Raw genomic sequence first — 19,848 nt, 5'->3', positions numbered from 1 at the left:
TAATCATTATTGACTATTCGTAATACAATGTATAATGTGTTGCACAATTAGTCAAGATTGACTATAATATGTATCAGAAACATTGAGCTACGTGGAGATACCGTCATTGCCCTCTTTCCGGCAAGTTGTGGAGTAATTATTAATGGATGATCAGTCGCTACTGCTGCTGGGAATCTTGAAGGCGCAAAGCCAGCATGGTTACCAGATTAATGAATTTATTGAGAAAAATCTTAGCCGCGTTACCAACATGAAAAAGGCAACCGCCTATGCCACCCTTGACCGTCTCTCCAAAGCTGGCTATGTTACCGTTACATTTGAGCAAGAAGGAAATCGCCCACAACGCAAAGTCTACTCAATTACCCCTGCCGGAGAAGACTACTTTCTCGAACAATTACGCGAAAATTTATCATCGGCTGAGCAAATGACTTTCACGGGTGATATTGGTCTGATGTTTCTTGATAATTTGCCGCGTCAGGAAGTTGCCGAACACCTTAAACGCCGGCTGGCTGAAGTAGAGAAGCAAATTGTCAGTTTTGAAAAAGCTCCTATTCACGCCAATGGGCATGGTGTTAACCTAGCAGTTGATCATGTACTTACTTTGTTTAAGTCTGAGCAAAAATGGTTGCTTTCTACCATTCCTGAACTTGAATCAGCGGAACAATAAATTGTGTATAAGGGCTTTTTAGCGTATAATTCTGCCAAATTATTTTTGGTATGGTGCAAATGCACTCTTAGAGTTTTTAAATCACGAGGAATAAATGTCGGTTGATTCCGGGGAAGCGATGGAATTATTGAAAAACATACAAACCCCGGCGGGCGCTGAAAAGCTACTAACGCTGCCCGCATTTTCTGATGAGAGACCAGAATTGAATAACCCCACAATATTGGCACTTGAAGACGGTCGAATATTCAGAGGTTGGGGCTTTGGCGCAGCTGAGGTTGCCGAAGGCGAAGTAGTCTTTAACACTAGTATGACAGGCTATCAGGAAATTTGCACCGACCCAAGCTATCGTGGCGAAATAGTCTGTCTCACCTATCCTATAATCGGCAACTACGGCATAATCGATGCTGATGATGAGTCTCGCGAAAGCTGGCTTAGCGGCTTGATTGTGCGCGACTACACCCCCGAATGGAGTAATTGGCGCGCGCAAACCAGCTTGCATAGGTATCTTCAAAAACGCGGCATTCCGGGCATTTACGGAATTGATACCCGTGCGCTTACCCGTCACCTACGTACTAATGGGTTGATGCGGGGGGTTATTGTTCGCCCCAAACCGGAAGAAAGTGATGCCGAAATAATATTGAGAGCGCAAAATGCGCTGATGCCTGCCCAGAAAAACGTGGTCGCTGACGTAACTACCCCGTCGATTTATCGCTACCCTGCCCGCTCAATTGAAGGTTCGAGCGGTGTAGAAACTATGCGAATGGCGGTATTAGATTGCGGTTTGAAAGAAAACATTCTCCGTTCTTTGGCTAGAAGGGGTGTTAGCGCCACCGTTTTACCCAACACTGCCAGCCTGAGTGATGTTATGGCGCTCCAGCCAGATGCAGTGTTCAGTTCACCCGGTCCCGGCGACCCCGAACGCAATACCACAACCATAGAGGCGCTACAAGGTGTGCTTGCGCAGCATATACCGTTTTTTGGTATTTGTCTTGGACACCAATTACTCGGTTTGGCGATTGGTTGTACCACCAGTCGTTTGAAGTTTGGTCATCGTGGGGGTAATCATCCTGTTAAAGACCTTGCCACTGGCAAAGTGCATATAACCAGCCAGAATCATGGGTTTCAGGTTGATGCCGATTCGGTGCCCGTTTCGCAAGGGTGGCGCGTCAGCCAGATTAATTTGCATGATGGTTCGGTAGAGGGATTGGCGCATGAAACCCTGCCCGTCTTCAGCGTCCAATACCACCCAGAAGGGGCGCCCGGTCCGCAGGATAACCAATACCTTTTCGATCGTTTTATTGCGATGGTACAGGATAGCAAGAATAATAAGTAGAAATTAATCTGGAATGGGACAAGGGGTTTTAAACCCCTTTTCTAAACAAAGCTTTTTTGACTTCAAGCGCTATACTTCGGAAGCGGCACAAATGGGTCGTCGTGACGATGATTACAAAATACCGCCCTTACCACCCGAACCGCCACCACCGTTAAATATCGGTGGTGATCCTGATCGGTTTCCTTCGACTGTTTCCGATACCTATTATGACGACGATTATAACTACGAGATACCGCAGGATCAATCGGATAGTGATGAACCGGAGCAGGGTTGGTGGTCGCAGCGTACAACTGCCGCCAAAGCTATTATTATTATGCTTCCGGCTCTAATTGTTGTATATATTATAGTGTTGAGCTTCATCTTTCTATACAGCACTTCTTCAGCCCTTAATACCCCTTCGCCCACTGCGCAGGGTGCGCCACCGCCTACCAATACACTCCCTGAGATTGTGGTTAAGCCTACCATACCCGGTTTATTACAAACTGTCACTACAGCCGGACCGATTCCTACTGCCACGCCACGCCCTACTGCCACACCTGCGCCTACACCCACTCTACTGCCGACTCCGGCTCCTTCGCCCATTGTTACTGCCACAGTAACCGCTACTTCTACTGCAATTATTTCAACTGCAAGTTCCGGTACACCCGGTATAACTATCACTGGCAATATAACTGTAACCCCTACCCTTGCACCTGCCAAAACTCCGACACTCGGAGTTACAAGCACTCCGGCAATTACCGGAACTGTTGCTACAGCTGCAACAACTCTTACCAGTTCAACGGTTACAGCCACTTCTAGTGCGTCCAGTACAATAAAAGCTACGACTACAATAAAAGCTACGATTAGTACAACTAGTGGGTCACTTCACGTCTTGCAAAGACTGTTCCCCAACCATTAGCGCAAACCCATACTGGTTACATTCTGAGAGTGGCTAGAAGCTATAGGCTATCGCGCCAATACCCTTTCTTTTTGATCCGGCGACTTCACCACGGTAGCTGGGAGACGAGAATAGGGGTCGAAAATGGAGGAAATTGCTATAAGTGGGGCGGGCAAATGCATCGAGTTTCTCCTGTGGTAATAGTGTTTTGGCGAACAAAATTTACAACAGGCTGCAATGTATTTGCCCTCTCGCGCTATTTTATTCTTTTTCCTCTCTAAATTTGTACAAAAACGAGCTACGAGGCGACTTTCACCTTATGTCGTACTGATTCCACCTCAAACATATGCTTGAGGTATTGCCCGGTGTAAGATTCAGCTATTCCCGCCACATGTTCAGGAGTGCCGGTTGCCACCACGTTACCCCCTCGATTACCGCCATCGGGTCCGATGTCGATAATCCAGTCCGCCACTTTGATAATATCAAGGTTGTGTTCAATCACCACCACCGAATTCCCGCCATCAACCAAGCGTTGCAGGATGGTGACTAAGCGAGAGACATCATCAATATGCAGTCCGGTGCTAGGCTCGTCCAGCACATACATTGTACGTCCGGTAGGGCGTTTGGAAAGCTCAGTGCCAAGTTTGACCCGTTGTGCCTCACCACCGGAGAGAGTAGTAGCCGGTTGCCCTAACCGGATATAGCCCAAGCCTACATCATGCAAAATTTGCAATTTACCGTTGATGGCGGGAATACTGGAGAAGAATTCCACTGCTTCATCCACCGTCATATCCAGTACATCGGCAATGGTTTTTCCTTTATAAAGAATCTCCAATGCCTCGCGATTGTAGCGTTTTCCCTGACAAACTTCGCATGGCACGTAAATATCGGGCAGGAATTGCATCTCGATTTTGATGATGCCATCGCCTTCGCACGCCTCGCAGCGTCCGCCCTTTACGTTGAAGCTGAAACGTCCCGGATTGTATCCGCGTGTACGCGCTTCGGGTACTTTCGAGAAAATTTCGCGAATCGGGGTAAACAATCCGGTATAGGTTGCCGGATTGGAACGTGGCGTGCGCCCTATCGGTGACTGATCAATGTCAATAACCTTATCTAAATGCTCGATGCCAACGATGCTATCATGCTCACCCGCGCGCTCTTTGGAACCGTACAAGACATGTGCCAGTTTGCGGTAGAGCGTGTCAGAAACAAGGGTACTCTTACCGCTGCCGCTCACTCCAGTGATGGCTATCAGCTTGCCAAGCGGAAATTCCACCTCAAGATTCTTCAGATTGTTCTCGCGTGCCCCTTTTACTACCAGCGTTTTGCCGTTGCCCTTGCGCCGTTTTTCCGGGGTTTTAATCTCCATCTCGCCCGATAGATATTTGCCGGTAATCGAACGCGGATTATTGATTATATCGTCAAGCGTACCGGCAGCTATCACCTGTCCGCCATGCTCGCCCGCGCCGGGTCCCATATCTATTACATAATCGGCGGTGCGAATCATCTCTTCATCGTGTTCCACCACGATTAAGGTATTGCCAAGATTACGCAAGCGCAGCAAGGTTTGAATCAGGCGATTGTTGTCACGCTGGTGCAGCCCGATACTTGGCTCGTCCAGAATATACAGCACTCCCATTAAGCCGCTACCGATTTGGGTGGCAAGGCGAATACGCTGCGCTTCCCCGCCTGCAAGCGTACCCGCCGCTCGGTTCAAGGTGAGGTAATCAAGCCCGACATCGTTAAGGAAGGTAAGTCGCGCTTTGATTTCTTTGATAATCTGGTAGCCAATCATGCGCTCACGTTCGCTGAGCAGGTCGTGTGCGCCACCATCCGGCAAGTCAATGGGCCATAGCTTGATGAAGAACTCCAGCGCATCTCGCACCGACATACTGGATATTTCCATAATGGATTTGCTCACCACCAGCACCCCCAAAGCTTCGGGCTTCAAGCGTGCGCCCTTACATTCGGGGCAAGTGCGTCCCACCATAAAACGCTCGATCTCGAATTTCATGTAGCTGCTACCGCTTTCAGAGTAGCGTTGCTTTAGGTCTGGGATTACGCCCGGAAAGGAAGCTTCGGTAACGCTGGTACGCATCTTGATTTTGAGCGGCTCACTATTATTGCCGTATAGCAATATGCCCATTTGCTCTGGGCTAAAATCCCGGAGAGGAGTTTTCAAGGTAAAACCATATTGTGCGCCAACAGCCGTTAACAGGGCGGTCATATAAGTGCTGTTCAGTTGCCCCAAACGATTCCAGGGCATTACCGCCCCTTCTCCAAGCGAAAGGCTGCGGTTGGGAATTACCAATTCCGGGTCAAAATCCATAACTTCGCCCAAACCGCTACAATTGGGACATGCGCCATGCGGTGTGTTGAAGGAGAAGGTGCGCGGCTCGATTTCACCGACACTGAGTCCGCAATACACGCAAGCGAAATTTTCAGAGAAATACAGTTCTTCGCCGTCAATTATAGCGATTTGCACGATGCCACCCCCTAGTTTGAGGGCAGTTTCGATGCTGTCGGAGAGACGGTTTCTATCTAGAACGGTACCTTGCTCATCGCGCCGGATGATGAGACGATCTATTACCGCTTCGATATTATGCTTTTTGTATTTTTCAAGCTCAATGGTTTCGTCCACATCCCTGATTTGCCCGTTTACACGGGCGCGCACGAAGCCCTTCTTACGAATATCTTCAAAAATATGCTTATGCTCACCCTTGCGATCTTTAATCAAGGGCGCGAGTACCATCAGGCGCGTACCTTCCGCTAGGTTTGCTACCGAATCTACGATTTGTTGCACCGTCTGTCGCGAAATTTCACGCCCACAACTGGGGCAATGGGGATGCCCTATTCTGGCAAATAACAGCCGCAGGTAATCATAAATTTCGGTGATAGTACCAACGGTTGAACGCGGGTTATGGTTTGTGCCCTTCTGGTCGATGGAGATAGCGGGGCTTAGCCCTTCGATATAATCTACATCGGGTTTTTCCATCTGTCCCAAAAACTGGCGGGCATAAGCTGAAAGCGATTCAACGTAGCGTCGCTGCCCTTCGGCATAAATGGTATCAAAAGCTAAACTGCTCTTGCCGCTACCGGAAAGCCCGGTAATTACTACTAATTTATCACGGGGTATATCAAGGTCAACATTTTTGAGATTATGCTCACGTGCACCGCGCACAAGTATTTTATCGTGCTGCATGAAGCCTCCTAATGCTGTTCGTTTCTAGCATGCATCCCGACATGCTACAAGATGAGTCAAATGAAATCAAGCCACAACACCCGAATATTTGTTCAGTTTATCTTATGTTAACGCTATCTATTTTTAAAGTGTACCTTATGATTTTACATTTAGCCTTAAATAGCTATAATTTGAGGTATGGTGAATGACTTATCAAAGAAGAATTCTGAAAATTTTGATGAACTGCCGGGAGGAAGCATCGGTAAACTAGTTCGCGCCGAATACCTTTCGCTTGGTAGGTATTTAAATCCAGATCAGATTGCTCGGCGCGTTTACGAAATTCTCTCCGAATTGCTCGGCTCTGACACAGCTTTTGTGCTGGTACGCTGGGATGGAAAGCGCGTCACCCCGCTGATGATTAAAAATGCGCTGCTGCCTGCCAGTGTTTCCTTGCTTAATCTTGTAAAGACTCTACAAAACCAGAAAACCCCCCTGCTACTTACTGACCCGCACGAAATTGAAGAGCTTTCGAGTTTGCCGCTAGGCTACCATCTTGCCTATTATCCGCTTACCGATGCCGTTGATTTGCGTTCCTCACTTTGCATTGTCAGCCCGCGTACTATGTTTTCCCCTGCTTTGCTGGATGATTTAGAAGCGTTGATAGTGGCGCTGAAAAATGCGCTCGAAAACGCTGCGGAACATGGCAAAGTGCTGCGGGAATATTCTCTTCTACAAATGGCGAAAAAAACGTGGGAGCAGGTGTGGGGCGAGATTGAGGAGCAGCAAAAGGCAATTGAGCGGTTGCTGGCGCGTAACCAAGCATTACTCGACATTGGGTTGGCAATCAATAGCTCGCTAGACTTGAAAGATGTGCTTACCACGATTGTCACCGAAGCGGTCAAACTGTTACAGGTCAGTCGGGGTGCAATTGCACTATGGGATGAGGGTAGGCACGATATCAAGGTGATGGCAGAGTATTTGCATGACGGTATATCCATGACTGCGCCCTCATTTCTTGAATTTAACCTTAATCAGTCTGAAACAAGGGTGCTTCCGGTCGAAGATCGTTTGCTAGAACTAAACTTCCCCAATAGCCTGACCGAGCAGGATACCGAGAAATTGCGCCGCTTTTTAGCAGAATCATGGGATTTGCGTACCGGAAAGGTGGGCAGCATTCTGATTAGCCCCTTACGCTGGCAATCGCAAACCATTGGGGCTATTATTCTAAACGACCAAACTTCCGGGCGCGCTTTTAATAAAGAGGATCAGGATGTACTGGCGCTGATTGCCAATCAAGCGGCGGTAGCTATCGAAAATGCTCGCTTATTCGATACAATTCGCGATGAGCGCAATCGCACCCAACTTATTTTGAACTCTATTGCCGATGCCGTATTTACAACCGATCTGAAACAGCGGATAGTCACAGTAAATCCCGGCGCAGAGCAAATCTCCGGGTTAACCGCAGAGGATTTGGTAGAGCGCTATTACTGGGAAGCGCTTGGTATGCAGGATAGCAAAGGACATACCTTACCGCTAGAAGCCTCACCCTGTCTACAAGCTATTCAAAACGCCACTTCCACCGATCCGCGTATTTTCTCAATCAACCATCCCGATGGGGAACGCCGCATGATTTCGCTGGTTGCCGCACCGATTATTGAAAGTGGCAGAGTCACTGGTGTAGTAGGCGTTTTCCGTGACGTTACCCGTGAGCAAGAGGTCAATCGTCTCAAGGATGAATTTGTGAGCCTTGTTTCGCACGAATTGCGTACCCCCATGGCAAGTGTGCTAGGCTTCTCAGAACTGATGCTAACTCGTCAAGTAAGCCCGGAAAAGTCACGTCTTTATGTAGAAACCATCCACAAGGAAGCCCAACGGCTCAGCAACTTAATCAGCGACTTCCTAGACATCCAACGTATGGAAGCAGGGCGGCAGGTTTATAATTTCACCGAGGTGAGTCTGAATTTCTTGGTGCGTCCTATTCTCGATTTGTTCTCCGTTGAACGTGAGCGCATCAAAGTCGAATTTCCGGTTGACTTGCCCTTTGTACGCGCCGACCCCGACCGCATTGTCCAAACCATGACGAATCTAATCGGTAACGCTATAAAATATTCTCCCAACGGTGGGGACATCATTTTGAGAGCGCACCTGAATGAAAATCAGATGGTGGAAACTTCGGTAGCAGATAATGGGCTTGGTATTCCCAAAGAAGCGCAAAGCCAGCTATTCAATAAATTCTTCCGAGTAGATAATAGTGACCGCCGAGAAATCGGTGGGACAGGGCTAGGGCTTGCCATCAGCCGCGAAATCGTAGAAGCACATGGCGGCAAAATCTGGGTGGATAGCGCACTTAGTAAAGGTAGCGTATTCCATTTTACCCTTCCTGCGGTATTGGATAGCCCGCCTGAATTGCTTGAAACAATTACTACTCCTTTGACAGTGGAGGTGGCTGAAAATACTATCCTAATAGTTGAAGATAACAATAGCCTAGCGCAGTTAATCGGTACTTATTTGGAAGAGGACGGTTATGCTTGCCAGATTGCCAGTAGCGCAGAGCAGGCTTTGCGTTTGGTAGAGCAAATTACGCCGATTGCAATGGTGCTGGATATTACGCTAGCAGGGCGTATGGATGGTTGGGATTTGCTCATCAAATTGAATGAGAATCCGCAATTAACTGATGTGCCAGTCATTATCTGTACGGTGCTAGATACCAAATTTATGGGCGCTAATATAGGGGCAGCCGAATTTTTACCAAAACCGATTGAACTGCGCAAACTGGAAGAAATGATTAATCGCCTTACTGCATTAGCTCCTCAACGCAATATTCTGGTAATAGATGATGATGCCAGTTTACGCCGTATGCTTAAGGAAAGCCTGAGTGAGTTGGATTTTGTTGTGGCAACTGCCGCAAGTGGCGATCAGGGTTTGAAACTGGCTATTCAAAACCCACCTGACCTGATTGTTCTGGACTTAATGATGCCAAAAATGGATGGCTTTCAGGTTTTATCGCGTCTGCGTGCCGATCGCCACACCATCAACATTCCGGTTATCGTGGTTAGCGCTAAAGAAGTGTCAAATGACGAACGCGCCTTTATTCATAAAGGGTTGGCGCGTTTCCTTACCAAAGGTGAGCAAACTCCGCAGCGTATTCGCGAAGCGGTGCGCGAGAGTCTCGAAGCCCAAAAATTGACAACTACCAGATAGGAGATTATATGAGCGAAGCAATAAACCCCGGTGGTACTAATAACAACGAAGTAACTACTTCCAGCGGTTTGAAGTATATTGATAATGTAATAGGAAGCGGAGCACAACCGCAGCCCGGTCAGACAGTGGTAGTACACTATACAGGCTATCTTACCAATGGTACTAAGTTTGATAGCTCGCTTGATCGCAATCGCCCTTTCGAGTTCAAATTAGGGGCAGGGCAAGTGATTAAGGGTTGGGACGAAGGCTTGGCTTCCATGAAGGTTGGCGGTAAACGCCGCCTAATTATCCCGCCGAACCTTGGCTATGGCGCACGCGGCGCAGGTGGGATTATTCCGCCGAACGCCGAATTGCTCTTTGATGTGGAACTGCTTGGAGTTAAATAAGCCCTAATCTTAGGGCTTTGGGGCAGGGAGGAAACACCCTGCCCGGTTTGCACATTGCGCTTCTGCTATTCAAAGTTGCCACTTGCTGTACTACGAAAAATTTACCAATAGCGCTATTTTCTTAGTTTTTCAAGGATTGATGATGAACAATAAACCGAGACTGATCTCCGTCTTTATTCTGGTATTACTGGTGTCTGCGCTTCTGGCGGCTTGCGGAGATAATACTGCCGTTCCATCTGCTGCTACTGCGCCTGCCGGTACGGCTACGCCGGAATTGACCAAAAGCGCCACCGGCTTGAAATATTATGATACAGTTGTAGGAAAGGGAACTCAGCCTAAAGTCGGTCAAACCGTTTCAGTACATTACTCCGGCTACCTTACCAACGGTACTAAGTTCGATAGCTCGGTGGATCGCGGTCAACCCTTCAAATTTGTGTTGGGGGTAGGTCAGGTTATCCAGGGTTGGGATGAAGGCGTTGCAACTATGAAGGTGGGCGGCAAACGCCGTTTGATAATACCGCCCCAGTTAGGCTACGGTCCCAGCGGCTCAGGACCGATTCCACCCAATGCCGAACTCATTTTTGATGTGGAACTTTTAGCGGTGCAATGACCTATGGCTTATTTTTTGGCTAAAACCGATCCTGAAACCTACTCGATTGATAGCCTTGAGCTTGAGAAGAAAACCGTGTGGGATGGGGTTCGCAACCCGCAAGCGCTTCAAGCTATTCGGCAAATGAAACCGGGCGATAATGTACTGATTTATCACAGTGGTGGTCAATCGGCAGTGGTGGGGCTAGCAAAGGTCATTTCCGAAGCACGCCCCGACCCAGACGATGCTCGAAGTTGGGTCATTGACCTCGAATTTGACCACAAATTTGAATCGCCGATAATGCTTAGCGAAATAAAAGCTAGCGGGTTATTCGCTGACTGGAGTTTGGTGCGGCACAGCCGCCTCTCGACTATGCGAGTGCCTGAAAACTTTATAGATTGGCTCAGCCAAAGAAGGGCTTTAAAGTAGTATGCCCGAACAACCACCGCTACCTCTGGATGGAGTAGTATCGAAAGAGGGAACCGCCTATAAGTTGCGTAGCGGTGGTTATCGTCCGAAACCGGAAGTGGAACTGGTGGTAATTCGATTGCTCTTTGGCGTGGCAGAAAACCAGTTAAAAACATTCTGGTGGTTGGCGCGTCACGAACATACTACCGAAGAGGTGGCGGGTGGCAGACTCATGGTAACTAACATGCGGGATGCAATAGCGGCAGCGCGTCACCTCATTCGTCAGAATTTCAGGATTGCTCGTACCAGAGAAGAAACCTATGCCGAGCCTGAAATCAGCCTCGAAGAATGGGGCTTGCGCTATATGGATTTGCTGGCGCGTTATGCTATTCCAACCGGAGAACCGCCCCAACCTGAAGAATATCGCCAGAGCACCCTGTTCTAAAGGCTGACTGCCGGGATAATGCAACCTTGCAAGCGTTCTTGTAATTGTTCGGTGGTAAGGTCTTCGGCGATTGCCATAAAACGCCCGCCGGGTAATTCATCCGGTAGTGGTGGCGTTAATATTCGCTCGGTGATATTACCGCTGGCTAAATCCCACGCCAATCGCCCACCCCGTGCATGAAAAATCCCTTTGGCGCGTATAACAGGTCCATAATGACCATCCCGCAGATCGACAAAAAGGTCGCGTAGGGCTTGAGGGTCAAATTCTCCGGTGTATTCTTCCCCGAAAGAGATTAAACCACCGTTCTCTTCGTCATGCTGATGGGCTTCGTGTTCTTCCTCTGCGGGAAGTTCTGGCGCTACTGCGAATAATTCAGTCAGCGCAACCTGTCCGTTTATAGCGGTGATAACTCGCGCTTTGTGGTTCAACGCGCTTACTACTTTTGCCACCCGCCCAACCTCGCCGGGTTGCACCAAATCGGTTTTGCTGATTACGATTGCCCCAGCTGCCTTTATCTGTGTCACCACAAACTCAGGTAAGCCGCCTGCTGCCAGCAAACGCGGCGCTTCGATAACCGCCACTACTTCCACATTTGCGACTCGTTTTACTAAACGTGGGCTGGCAAGCGCTTTGACGATTTCTTCGATTCCCGCTACCCCGCTCGGCTCTATAATTACCCTTTCAGGTTTGAAGGTTTCCAGCAAATTGATTATTTGTCCGCTCAGATTCTTTTGGAGTGTGCAACACACACATCCGCCCGGCAACTCAACCACCATTCCGGCGGCATTATCGCCCCTGATAAGCTCGGCATCTATCCCTACTGCGCCAAAGTCATTGACCAGTACCGCTACCCGCTCGTCAAATTGCGGTAGCAGGTGGCGAATAAGGGTGGTCTTACCGCTGCCCAAGTAGCCACAGACTACCTGAATAGTGGGCAACTGTTGCTGGTCGGCTTTGCGGCTTTTCAGCGCCCAATCCCAAGCTTTGGATGGCACAGGCGTAACCAACCACCAATGTTCAATGACGGCGGCAACCATCAACACAAACAGCAAAGCTTGTCCGGCTTGTTCCCCGGCGGTATTAGACTGTGCTGCCGATATAAATAGGGCGGTGGCGATGATGGTAGAGATTGTGGCAGAAAAAGGAAAGAAAGAGTTAAGCGGCTTCTGGCTAAAATACTGTGCCATATATTTCAGGTTATCGGGCAGATATTCGGTCGTGAGGTTGTTGATACCTAGAAAAATGTTGATTTTTGCCGATTGGTGAGTCCAGTGCAAAATCATGAAAGTCCACAAGCCGGTTTCGTTGCTGCCGCCCCAACCTACAATAACAACCGCGATACTCAAGCCGATTATCATCAGTTCGTGATATAGATTGGCGGCAATGGCACGGCGAAAACGCAAACCCGTGGAAGTGCCGGGTTCAATTTCCGGTATATTTTTGCGACCCACGATAAAACCGCTGTAGTAGCTGGTTTCTATCCAACTCCAAATGATAATTGCCCAAAAGAATTGAGCAAATACCCCGCCAACATCATGGCTGTCTCGCGTAGCCATCACTTGCCAGAATGCGAAGGGCTGTGCCAGCGTAACCACGCCGAATACCCATGGTCGCCAAGTTCGTCGCCCGCACAAATATATAATAATTCCGGTTGCACCCCACCAGATGAAGATAGCGGCAACTACCGAGGGTAAAACATCTATCCAGAAATTCACGACAGTTTAGCTCCTCCAGAAAGATAAATCTTTTATGTATGGGTAAATTATAGAGTTACCTTGCCCAAGGGTAAGTGGCTTGGACTACAGAAATCATACCATAGCATAGCCCTAATTTACTCTTTTTTAACCTAGTGTATCCTTGTTATCACTTGTTTTAAACTCTCTTAGGTAATACTCTATAGTAGACATATTTAATTTATAAAAGAATTGTCAATGATTTGTATAAATAATTAGCATGCAGATGCATAATACATAAAAGGAAGTTGCAATGGCAAACTATGATGGTCTAGTTCTGGTGGCAGGGGCAACCGGAGGAGTCGGCAGGCGGGTGGTAAGAGCGCTGGTCAATGAAGGTATCAAAACCCGCGTTTTGGTGCGTGATAACAAAAAGGGCGAAATTCTGGCAAAGCTAGGGGTTGAGGTTTTTATAATAGATGTAGCAAATCCCCAAACAACCGCTGAAACCTTTGCCAAAGCGGTTAAAGGCGTTACGGCGATTATTAGTGCGCTTGGTACGCGCCAGATGTTCAGCAATTCGAACGGGTTAAAGCAAGTAGATTATTTTGGCAACAAACGCCTGATTGATGCTGCCAGAGCCGAAGGGGTTAAGCACTATATACTCAATTCCACTATGGGAGTACATCAGGATCGCAGCCTCTTGCATCCTTTCAGTATCCCGTTCTACCCAAAATGGCAAGCTGAAGAGTATTTGGTTAAAAGTGGGTTACCATATACGATCATTCGCCCCGGTGGTCTGGTAGATTCAGATGAGGAGTTGAAATTGCCTTCGGGCGCAAAGCGTCGTCCGGTATTGGCGGAAAGCCGTTTAAGCGGCGATGATGGCTTTAATATTCTCGGTAGAGTACATCGTGAGGATGTGGCTCTAACGATGGTGCGCAGCCTTTGGACTTCTCAGATGCAAAGCCACATTTACGATTTGCTTGACTACTCTTCGGTAAAGCCGAATAAGCGCGAGAAGATTGTTAAGGAACTGTTGGCTTCCTGATTATTTTACCCGCTTCAAGAAAGATTGTAACTAGACAAGGGGCTTAATACCCCTTGTCTTTTACTTTACATAAAATAAAGGCGGTCATAAACCGCCCTTTGCGTTATCAACTTATGACAGCGCTATTGCCGGGTCTTTCATTGCTGACTTTCAGAGAGCCTCGCTCGTCCATCTCCAGCCAATTCTTGAAGATAGCAGTGTTAGGTCTGTGTCCAATCGCTACAAAAAGCCCATCCAGTCCCGCCCTTACCCACACCCCCTTGAGAAACGTTTTATAGGGGCAGTTCCTTTCTTGCAACCGCCTGTGTGCTTTGGTCTATGGCTTTTCTCGTATTGAAATACCAATTTTACTAAATATATGGTAAGCTTTTATTAATCGTATCTAATAATGCTCGTACTAGAAAAAAATAATGTCGCTCTCACCAACAAATGCGCCTGCTCGTAAAACTTCACCCTATAAAGTTCTGGCAAATCGTGATTATCGTTTGTTGTGGTTTGGTCAGCTTGTTTCTCAAATCGGCACTCAGATGCGTTTGGCGGCAATAGGCTGGCAAATCTACGTTCTGACCCATGACCCGTTACAACTAGGTCTGATCGGAATCTGCCGAATAGTGCCGTTGATATTCTTCTCTTTCATCGGTGGCCCCGCCGCCGATGCTAAGGATCGCCGCCGCTTATTGCTTGTAACCGAAACAATTCTGTTGTTTTTTTCGGCTGTATTGGCGTTGGTTACAGTAACCGGGGTGGTAACGGTATGGTGGATATACGGTATCACCATAATGACTTCGATAGCCAATGCTTTTGAACGCCCTGCCTATTCCGCGCTTATTCCTTCGCTGGTGCCACGTACGCAACTGGGTAACGCCATGAGCCTCAATACGGTCAATTTCCAGATTAGTATTATTTTGGGTTCTGGGCTTGGCGGAACAATAATCGCAATTTTTGGTTTGCAAGGGGCTTATATAATTGATGCGGTTTCTTATCTAGCAGTTACCCTCGCCCTGCTACTGATTAAGCATCGCCCGATAGTAAAAAGCGGAAACAGGGTGAGCGTGAAAGCAGCCTTCGAGGGCATTCACTTTGTCTGGAAACAAAAAATTCTGGTGTCTATCATGCTGCTGGATTTTTTTGCTACTTTCTTTGGCACTTCCCGGTTATTGCTTCCGGTCATAACCACTGAAGTGCTGCACAGCAATGAAGTCGGGTTTGGCTTGCTGTCGGCTTCCGAGTTTATTGGGGGGCTACTTTGTAGTTTGGTAATGGGCTGGGTGAATGTACAGAATTTGAAGAAACCGGGCATAGTGCTGCTGGTGGCGGTATTTATCTACAGCCTTTCTATTATCCTGTTTGGTTTCTCTAACTGGTTTCCGCTATCTATGCTTTTTTTGGCTCTTTCAGGCGCAGCGGACACCGTGAGCATGGTATTGCGCCAGACTATCGCCCAACTGGTCACGCCGGATGAGTTGCGCGGTCGGATGCAATCCATCAACATGATTTTCTTTATGGGCGGACCGCAACTGGGCGAAATGGAAGCGGGAATTGTGGCAAAGGCGGCGGGTGCGCCTTTCTCGGTGGTGAGCGGAGGCATAGCATGTATGCTGGTGGTGCTATCTATTTCGTACTATGCGCGTCAGTTACGCGATTATCGCTTTGAGAAAAATCATTGAAGCGGAAAAGTTTGTATTTCAAGTTGACAAAATAATTTGGTAAGCGTAAAATACAACCAAGTATATAAGCATAAAAGGCTGTGACGGAAAGAGTAAGTCGCTTGCGGAAGCTAACAGCGAGTCCCCAATGGTGAGAAGGGACGCGGAAGCCCGACTGAAAATCACTCCTGAGCCGTTTGCTGAATCCTAACGGGGGTTTAGGCTAAACCGGGTACGCCACCCGTTACCAGTGGCGCGGGTGTGAACACGCATCCGGCAGAGCGGGCTTGCCGTAACATGTACAGGCAAACCAAGCAGGGTGGTAACGCGGGGTTTATGCAGAATCTCGTCCCTAATATCAAGGGGCGGGCTTTTTTAGTTTAAATGATATTTTAACGCTACAGGATTAATCATTATGCCTGAATTTACAACTTTACTGGCTTTTTCTTTCGCCTCTTTTGTGCTGGCGATTACGCCCGGACCGGCTATGATTCTGATTATTTCCAGCACCGTCTCCCAGAATTTCAAAGCGGGGTTGGTAACTGCCATAAGTTCCGGTTTGGGCTTGTATTTACATGCGGTGGCGGTGGCGTTTGGTTTGTCGGCTTTGTTGCTGGCTGTGCCGGTTGCCTTTGATATTATCAAAATAGCAGGGGCGTTGTACCTGATTTATCTGGGCTTGCAAACTATTCTTAGCAAAGCCGCCTTGCTGGATGTAGAGGACGAGAACCGCGTTGATGCCAGTTCCAAATCACTCATCTATCAGGGGTTGACGGCGGCAGTGCTAAACCCCAAAGTGGCGCTTTTCTTTATGGCTTTTCTACCGCAGTTCGTCAGACCAGAGCGTGGCGAAGTCACCGGGCAGATATTGTTTCTGGGCATCATCTTTACGCTGGTGGTAACACTCGTTGGGTTGGGAATTGCGTTGGCTGCCAGTTATGCCGCCGCGCTATTAAAGAGAAACCGCAATGTGGTTAAGGTGCAAAACTGGGTATTTGGCAGCGTTTTTATCGCTTTTGGCGCACAATTGTTTTTTGCCGAACATAAATAAAAAATACTAAACTTGAATTGAGAAGGATACCAAATGGCAAAAATATTTAAAGAAGTGGATACAAAAGCCAGTTTTCCGGTACTGGAAGAAGAAGTATTAGATTTCTGGCAACAATCTGACATCTTCAAAAAATCACTGGAAGCTCGAAAAAATGGAACGCGCTACGTCTTTTATGAGGGACCGCCAACTGCAAACGGTCGCCCCGGTATTCATCATGTGCTGGCGCGTGTTTTCAAAGACCTTTTCCCGCGCTATAAAACCATGAAGGGTTATTATGTGCCTCGCCGGGGTGGTTGGGATACACACGGCTTACCCGTAGAACTGGAAGTGGAAAAGAAGCTCGGTTTTACCGGAAAACAAGACATCGAAAAATACGGCATCGCCGAATTTAACAAACTATGCAAACAATCTGTGTGGGAATATGTACAGGAATGGGCGCGACTGACCGAGCGCATCGGTTTTTGGGTGGATTTGGATAAAGCCTATGTCACCTACGAAAATAACTACATCGAGTCCTGCTGGTGGATAATGAAAACCCTGTGGGATAAAAATCTACTATTCCAAGACTATAAAGTGACGATGCACTGTCCGCGCTGCAATACCAGCCTCGCCGACCACGAAGTTTCGCAGGGTTTCAAGGACGATGTGGACGACCCTTCGGTGTATGTGCGCATGCGCCTGAGCGAAGAAGAAGCTAAACGGCTGCCTTTCGATGCGGGCGGCAAACCCGTTTCCTTCATGATATGGACTACTACCCCTTGGACGTTGCCTGCCAACGCTGCCGTTGCCCTAAAAGCGGACGGGAATTATGTGCTGGCTGATTTGGGCGAGGAATGCCTGATAGTGGCGGACGCGCTGGCAGGTAATCTCTTTGGGGCGCAGAAAGATGAAAATGGCGAGGCGCGTTGGACGGTGCGAGGTTCTGCCAAAGGCTCAGCGTTGGTAGGCTTCAAATACCAACCGCTCTATAGTGGCGTGGGTGATGGCGGCAAGGCAATCGACCTTAGCCATGCTTACTACACCCTCAACGATGAAATCGTAGAGATAAACCCCTCTGACCATGATGGTACTGGTCTGGTGCATATCGCGCCTGCCTATGGTGACTTGGATGTGGGACGCAAGGCAGGATTGCCCACCCTGTTCTCGGTTAATTTATCCGGCAATGTGATAAACGCTTTCCCGCAATTTGAGGGCAAATTCTACAAGAAAGCCGACCCCGACATCACCCGCGACCTGAAAGAACGCGACTTGCTGTGGAAAAGCGGACGGGTGAAACACAATTATCCTTTCTGCTGGCGTTGCGATACGCCCTTGCTTTACTACGCCAAGTCAAGCTGGTATATCCGCACGACTCAATTCAAGGAAACGCTGGTTGGTACCAACCGCCAGATAAACTGGTATCCCGACCACATAAGGGAAGGGCGTTTCGGGAATTGGCTTGAAAATAATGTGGATTGGGCGCTCAGCCGCGAACGCTATTGGGGTTGCCCGATGCCGATATGGCGTTGCGACAAAACCGGACAATACGAGTGTATCGGTGGCGTGGCGGAACTGAGCCAAAAAACTGGACGCGATTTGAGCCAACTTGACTTGCACCGTCCCTATGTGGATGAAGTAACATATCCCTCGCCTTTCGCGGAAGGTGGCACAATGCGCCGCCTTACTGAAGTGGTGGACGTGTGGTTCGAGTCGGGCGCGATGCCATATGCGCAACTACACTATCCTTTCGAGAATCAGGAAGAGTTTGCCAAAGATTTTCCGGCGGATTACATCTGTGAGGCAGTTGACCAAACCCGCGGCTGGTTCTACAGCTTGCACGCGCTAGGGGTGGTGCTATTCGAGCAGAACGTTTTTAAGAATGTCATCTGTTTGGGGCATATCCTTGATGGCGAAGGTCAGAAGATGAGCAAGAGCAAGGGAAATGTGGTCAGCCCTTGGGATGTGGTGAATACGCAGGGTGCCGATGCTTTGCGCTGGTATCTCTATACCGCCACTCCGCCGGGACAACCGCGCCGTTTTAGCCAAGATTTGGTGAGTGAAAGTATCCGGCGTTATTTCTTGACGTTGTGGAATACCTACAGCTTCTTTGTGACTTACTCGAATCTGGATCAGCCTGACCTGCAAGCGGAACAAATCCCGGTGAGCGAACTTCCATTAATAGACCGCTGGTGCTTGGCGCGTTTGAATGCGCTTATACGCGATGTAACGGCAATGATGGATGATTACGATGTTACGGGGGCTGCCCGCGCCATCGAAAACTTCGTGGACGACCTGAGCAACTGGTACGTGCGCCGCAACCGCCGCCGCTTCTGGAAAAGCGAGGGCGATGCCGATAAATTGGCAGCTTACCAAACGCTTTATACTGCGCTGGTGACGGTTGCGAAACTGAGCGCACCCTTCACGCCTTTTGTTAGCGAGGCGCTCTATCGCAATCTAGTGTTATCGCTTGACCCGAACGCGCCGGAAAGCGTACATCTTACCGATTATCCGGTGGCGGATGAGAACCTGATAGATGAGCAACTTTTGAAGGATACCGCTAGCGTCATAAAGGTGGTAAGTCTCGGTCGTGCTGCGCGCAGCGTCTCAAAGCTCAAAGTACGGCAGCCCTTGCTGGAAGTGCTGGTTAAACCGCGCAACCCCGGAGAGCAGGTTGGTCTGGAACGCTTCAAGCAGCAGGTGCTAGAAGAGTTAAACGTCAAGGAGATGAAGCTGGTAGAAGCGGGCAGCGAAATAATGAACTTCGTCATCAAAGCCAACTTCAAGCTGTTAGGTCCAAAGCTCGGCAAGAAATTGCCGGAGGTGCAAAAAGCGTTAGCAACGGTGGACGGTAGCGAGGTAGCGGCTAAGGTCAAAGCGGGGCAGAATATCAGCGTAGTGTTGGCGGATGGCGAAACGATTGAGTTAACACCGGACGAATTGTTGGTCGAAGCCAAACAAAAAGAGGGCTATGCGGTTATTGAGGATGGCGGCTATTTGGTTGCCCTCAACAAGACCATCAGCGCGGAACTGAAGCGTGAAGGTACTATGCGCGACATGGTGCGTTTCATTCAGCAGGCGCGCAAGGATGCCGGATTTAATATCAGCGATACCATCTCCACTTACTATGCGGTGGTAGAAGATAGTGATGGTACTCTGGCGGATTTGATCGAAACCCTTGCCGACCCTGAAAGCGCGCGCTATATAATGAGCGAAACTCTATCTAGCGCCCTACAGGTGGGTGATGCACCCGAAGGTGCGTTTACTCAGCTACTTGATATAGATGGGGCAAGTCTCAAGCTTGGTTTGGTCAAGAACTGATCAACTTGGAACAATAAGTGGGGGCGGTTCGTATCCCAATCCGAGT

The 19,848-nt window shown here is 48.6% G+C and carries 14 protein-coding genes and 1 pseudogene; 12 read left to right on the top strand and 3 right to left on the bottom strand.

Annotated elements, in window-relative coordinates:
- The first annotated feature begins 142 nt into the window (after window positions 1–142).
- From OZ401_RS13880 to OZ401_RS13870, 3 genes are all read left to right on the top strand, one after another.
- Window positions 143–664 carry a PadR family transcriptional regulator gene (locus tag OZ401_RS13880; RefSeq protein WP_341471063.1) on the top strand — a complete coding sequence of 174 codons (522 nt, stop codon included), beginning with the start codon at window positions 143–145 and terminating at the stop codon, window positions 662–664.
- A gap of 94 nt (window positions 665–758) precedes the next feature.
- Entirely contained in the window at window positions 759–1,997 is a 1,239-nt protein-coding gene (gene carA / locus OZ401_RS13875) for a glutamine-hydrolyzing carbamoyl-phosphate synthase small subunit (protein WP_341471062.1), read from the top strand.
- A gap of 13 nt (window positions 1,998–2,010) precedes the next feature.
- Complete coding sequence (locus tag OZ401_RS13870; RefSeq protein ID WP_341471061.1) at window positions 2,011–2,895, top strand: hypothetical protein; 885 nt, start codon at window positions 2,011–2,013, stop codon at window positions 2,893–2,895.
- 277 nt (window positions 2,896–3,172) lie between these two features.
- On the opposite strand, the gene uvrA is transcribed toward OZ401_RS13870, so the two are convergent.
- Window positions 3,173–6,076, bottom strand: a complete 2,904-nt coding sequence (gene uvrA, locus OZ401_RS13865; protein ID WP_341471060.1) for an excinuclease ABC subunit UvrA — start codon at window positions 6,074–6,076, stop codon at window positions 3,173–3,175.
- Between the two features lie 177 nt (window positions 6,077–6,253).
- On the opposite strand from uvrA, the gene OZ401_RS13860 reads away from it, so the two are divergent.
- The 5 genes and pseudogenes from OZ401_RS13860 (at window position 6,254) to OZ401_RS13840 (ending at window position 11,084) form a co-directional block, all read left to right on the top strand.
- Complete coding sequence (locus OZ401_RS13860; protein WP_341471059.1) at window positions 6,254–9,256, top strand: response regulator; 3,003 nt, start codon at window positions 6,254–6,256, stop codon at window positions 9,254–9,256.
- Window positions 9,257–9,306: 50 nt separating this feature from the next.
- A pseudogene (locus OZ401_RS13855) lies at window positions 9,307–9,642 on the top strand (FKBP-type peptidyl-prolyl cis-trans isomerase); the annotation flags it as partial.
- A gap of 142 nt (window positions 9,643–9,784) precedes the next feature.
- Window positions 9,785–10,252, top strand: coding sequence for an FKBP-type peptidyl-prolyl cis-trans isomerase (locus OZ401_RS13850; protein WP_341471855.1), 468 nt, complete (start codon window positions 9,785–9,787; stop codon window positions 10,250–10,252).
- 3 nt (window positions 10,253–10,255) lie between these two features.
- Window positions 10,256–10,660, top strand: coding sequence for an EVE domain-containing protein (locus tag OZ401_RS13845; protein ID WP_341471058.1), 405 nt, complete (start codon window positions 10,256–10,258; stop codon window positions 10,658–10,660).
- A 1-nt stretch (window position 10,661) separates the two neighbouring features.
- Complete coding sequence (locus OZ401_RS13840) at window positions 10,662–11,084, top strand: hypothetical protein (protein WP_341471057.1); 423 nt, start codon at window positions 10,662–10,664, stop codon at window positions 11,082–11,084.
- Here OZ401_RS13840 and puhE read toward each other — a convergent pair.
- On the bottom strand, window positions 11,081–12,799 hold the full coding sequence (gene puhE, locus OZ401_RS13835; RefSeq protein WP_341471056.1) for a putative photosynthetic complex assembly protein PuhE: 1,719 nt from the start codon (window positions 12,797–12,799) through the stop codon (window positions 11,081–11,083). The two genes, OZ401_RS13840 and puhE, sit on opposite strands and share 4 nt — an antisense overlap.
- 271 nt (window positions 12,800–13,070) lie before the next feature.
- On the opposite strand from puhE, the gene OZ401_RS13830 reads away from it, so the two are divergent.
- A complete protein-coding gene (locus tag OZ401_RS13830; protein ID WP_341471055.1) occupies window positions 13,071–13,808 on the top strand; it encodes an SDR family oxidoreductase in 738 nt (245 codons plus the stop codon).
- A gap of 106 nt (window positions 13,809–13,914) precedes the next feature.
- Here the strand turns inward: OZ401_RS13830 and OZ401_RS25920 are convergent, their stop codons facing one another.
- The gene (locus OZ401_RS25920; RefSeq protein ID WP_342399015.1) at window positions 13,915–14,106 is read right to left on the bottom strand and encodes a hypothetical protein; all 192 of its coding nucleotides are present in this window, start codon (window positions 14,104–14,106) and stop codon (window positions 13,915–13,917) included.
- Window positions 14,107–14,218: 112 nt separating this feature from the next.
- On the opposite strand from OZ401_RS25920, the gene OZ401_RS13820 reads away from it, so the two are divergent.
- The 3 genes from OZ401_RS13820 to ileS all read left to right on the top strand — a co-directional run bounded on the left by OZ401_RS13820 (window position 14,219) and on the right by ileS (window position 19,802).
- Window positions 14,219–15,475 (top strand): MFS transporter, encoded by a 1,257-nt coding sequence (locus tag OZ401_RS13820; protein ID WP_341471054.1) that lies wholly within the window; start codon window positions 14,219–14,221, stop codon window positions 15,473–15,475.
- A gap of 394 nt (window positions 15,476–15,869) precedes the next feature.
- A complete protein-coding gene (locus OZ401_RS13815; RefSeq protein WP_341471053.1) occupies window positions 15,870–16,505 on the top strand; it encodes a LysE family translocator in 636 nt (211 codons plus the stop codon).
- Window positions 16,506–16,538: 33 nt separating this feature from the next.
- Window positions 16,539–19,802, top strand: coding sequence for an isoleucine--tRNA ligase (gene ileS, locus OZ401_RS13810; RefSeq protein ID WP_341471052.1), 3,264 nt, complete (start codon window positions 16,539–16,541; stop codon window positions 19,800–19,802).
- Window positions 19,803–19,848: the final 46 nt, after the last annotated feature.

The sequence above is a fragment of the Candidatus Chlorohelix allophototropha genome, from assembly GCF_030389965.1.
Taxonomy (GTDB): Bacteria; Chloroflexota; Chloroflexia; order Chloroheliales; family Chloroheliaceae; genus Chlorohelix; species Chlorohelix allophototropha.
Note: the sequence above shows the minus strand (reverse complement) of the source record. Positions and strands in the feature narration are given on the sequence as shown.

Excerpts from the sequence above, each read along its gene's own strand:
- OZ401_RS13880 (WP_341471063.1), top strand. The coding sequence starts at position 143 with ATGGATGATCAGTCGCTACTGCTGCTGGGAATCTTGAAGGCGCAAAGC.
- carA (WP_341471062.1), top strand. The coding sequence starts at position 759 with ATGTCGGTTGATTCCGGGGAAGCGATGGAATTATTGAAAAACATACAA.
- OZ401_RS13870 (WP_341471061.1), top strand. The coding sequence starts at position 2,011 with ATGGGACAAGGGGTTTTAAACCCCTTTTCTAAACAAAGCTTTTTTGAC.
- uvrA (WP_341471060.1), bottom strand. The coding sequence starts at position 6,076 with ATGCAGCACGATAAAATACTTGTGCGCGGTGCACGTGAGCATAATCTC.
- OZ401_RS13860 (WP_341471059.1), top strand. The coding sequence starts at position 6,254 with ATGGTGAATGACTTATCAAAGAAGAATTCTGAAAATTTTGATGAACTG.
- OZ401_RS13850 (WP_341471855.1), top strand. The coding sequence starts at position 9,785 with ATGAACAATAAACCGAGACTGATCTCCGTCTTTATTCTGGTATTACTG.
- OZ401_RS13845 (WP_341471058.1), top strand. The coding sequence starts at position 10,256 with ATGGCTTATTTTTTGGCTAAAACCGATCCTGAAACCTACTCGATTGAT.
- OZ401_RS13840 (WP_341471057.1), top strand. The coding sequence starts at position 10,662 with ATGCCCGAACAACCACCGCTACCTCTGGATGGAGTAGTATCGAAAGAG.
- OZ401_RS13830 (WP_341471055.1), top strand. The coding sequence starts at position 13,071 with ATGGCAAACTATGATGGTCTAGTTCTGGTGGCAGGGGCAACCGGAGGA.
- OZ401_RS13820 (WP_341471054.1), top strand. The coding sequence starts at position 14,219 with ATGTCGCTCTCACCAACAAATGCGCCTGCTCGTAAAACTTCACCCTAT.
- OZ401_RS13815 (WP_341471053.1), top strand. The coding sequence starts at position 15,870 with ATGCCTGAATTTACAACTTTACTGGCTTTTTCTTTCGCCTCTTTTGTG.
- ileS (WP_341471052.1), top strand. The coding sequence starts at position 16,539 with ATGGCAAAAATATTTAAAGAAGTGGATACAAAAGCCAGTTTTCCGGTA.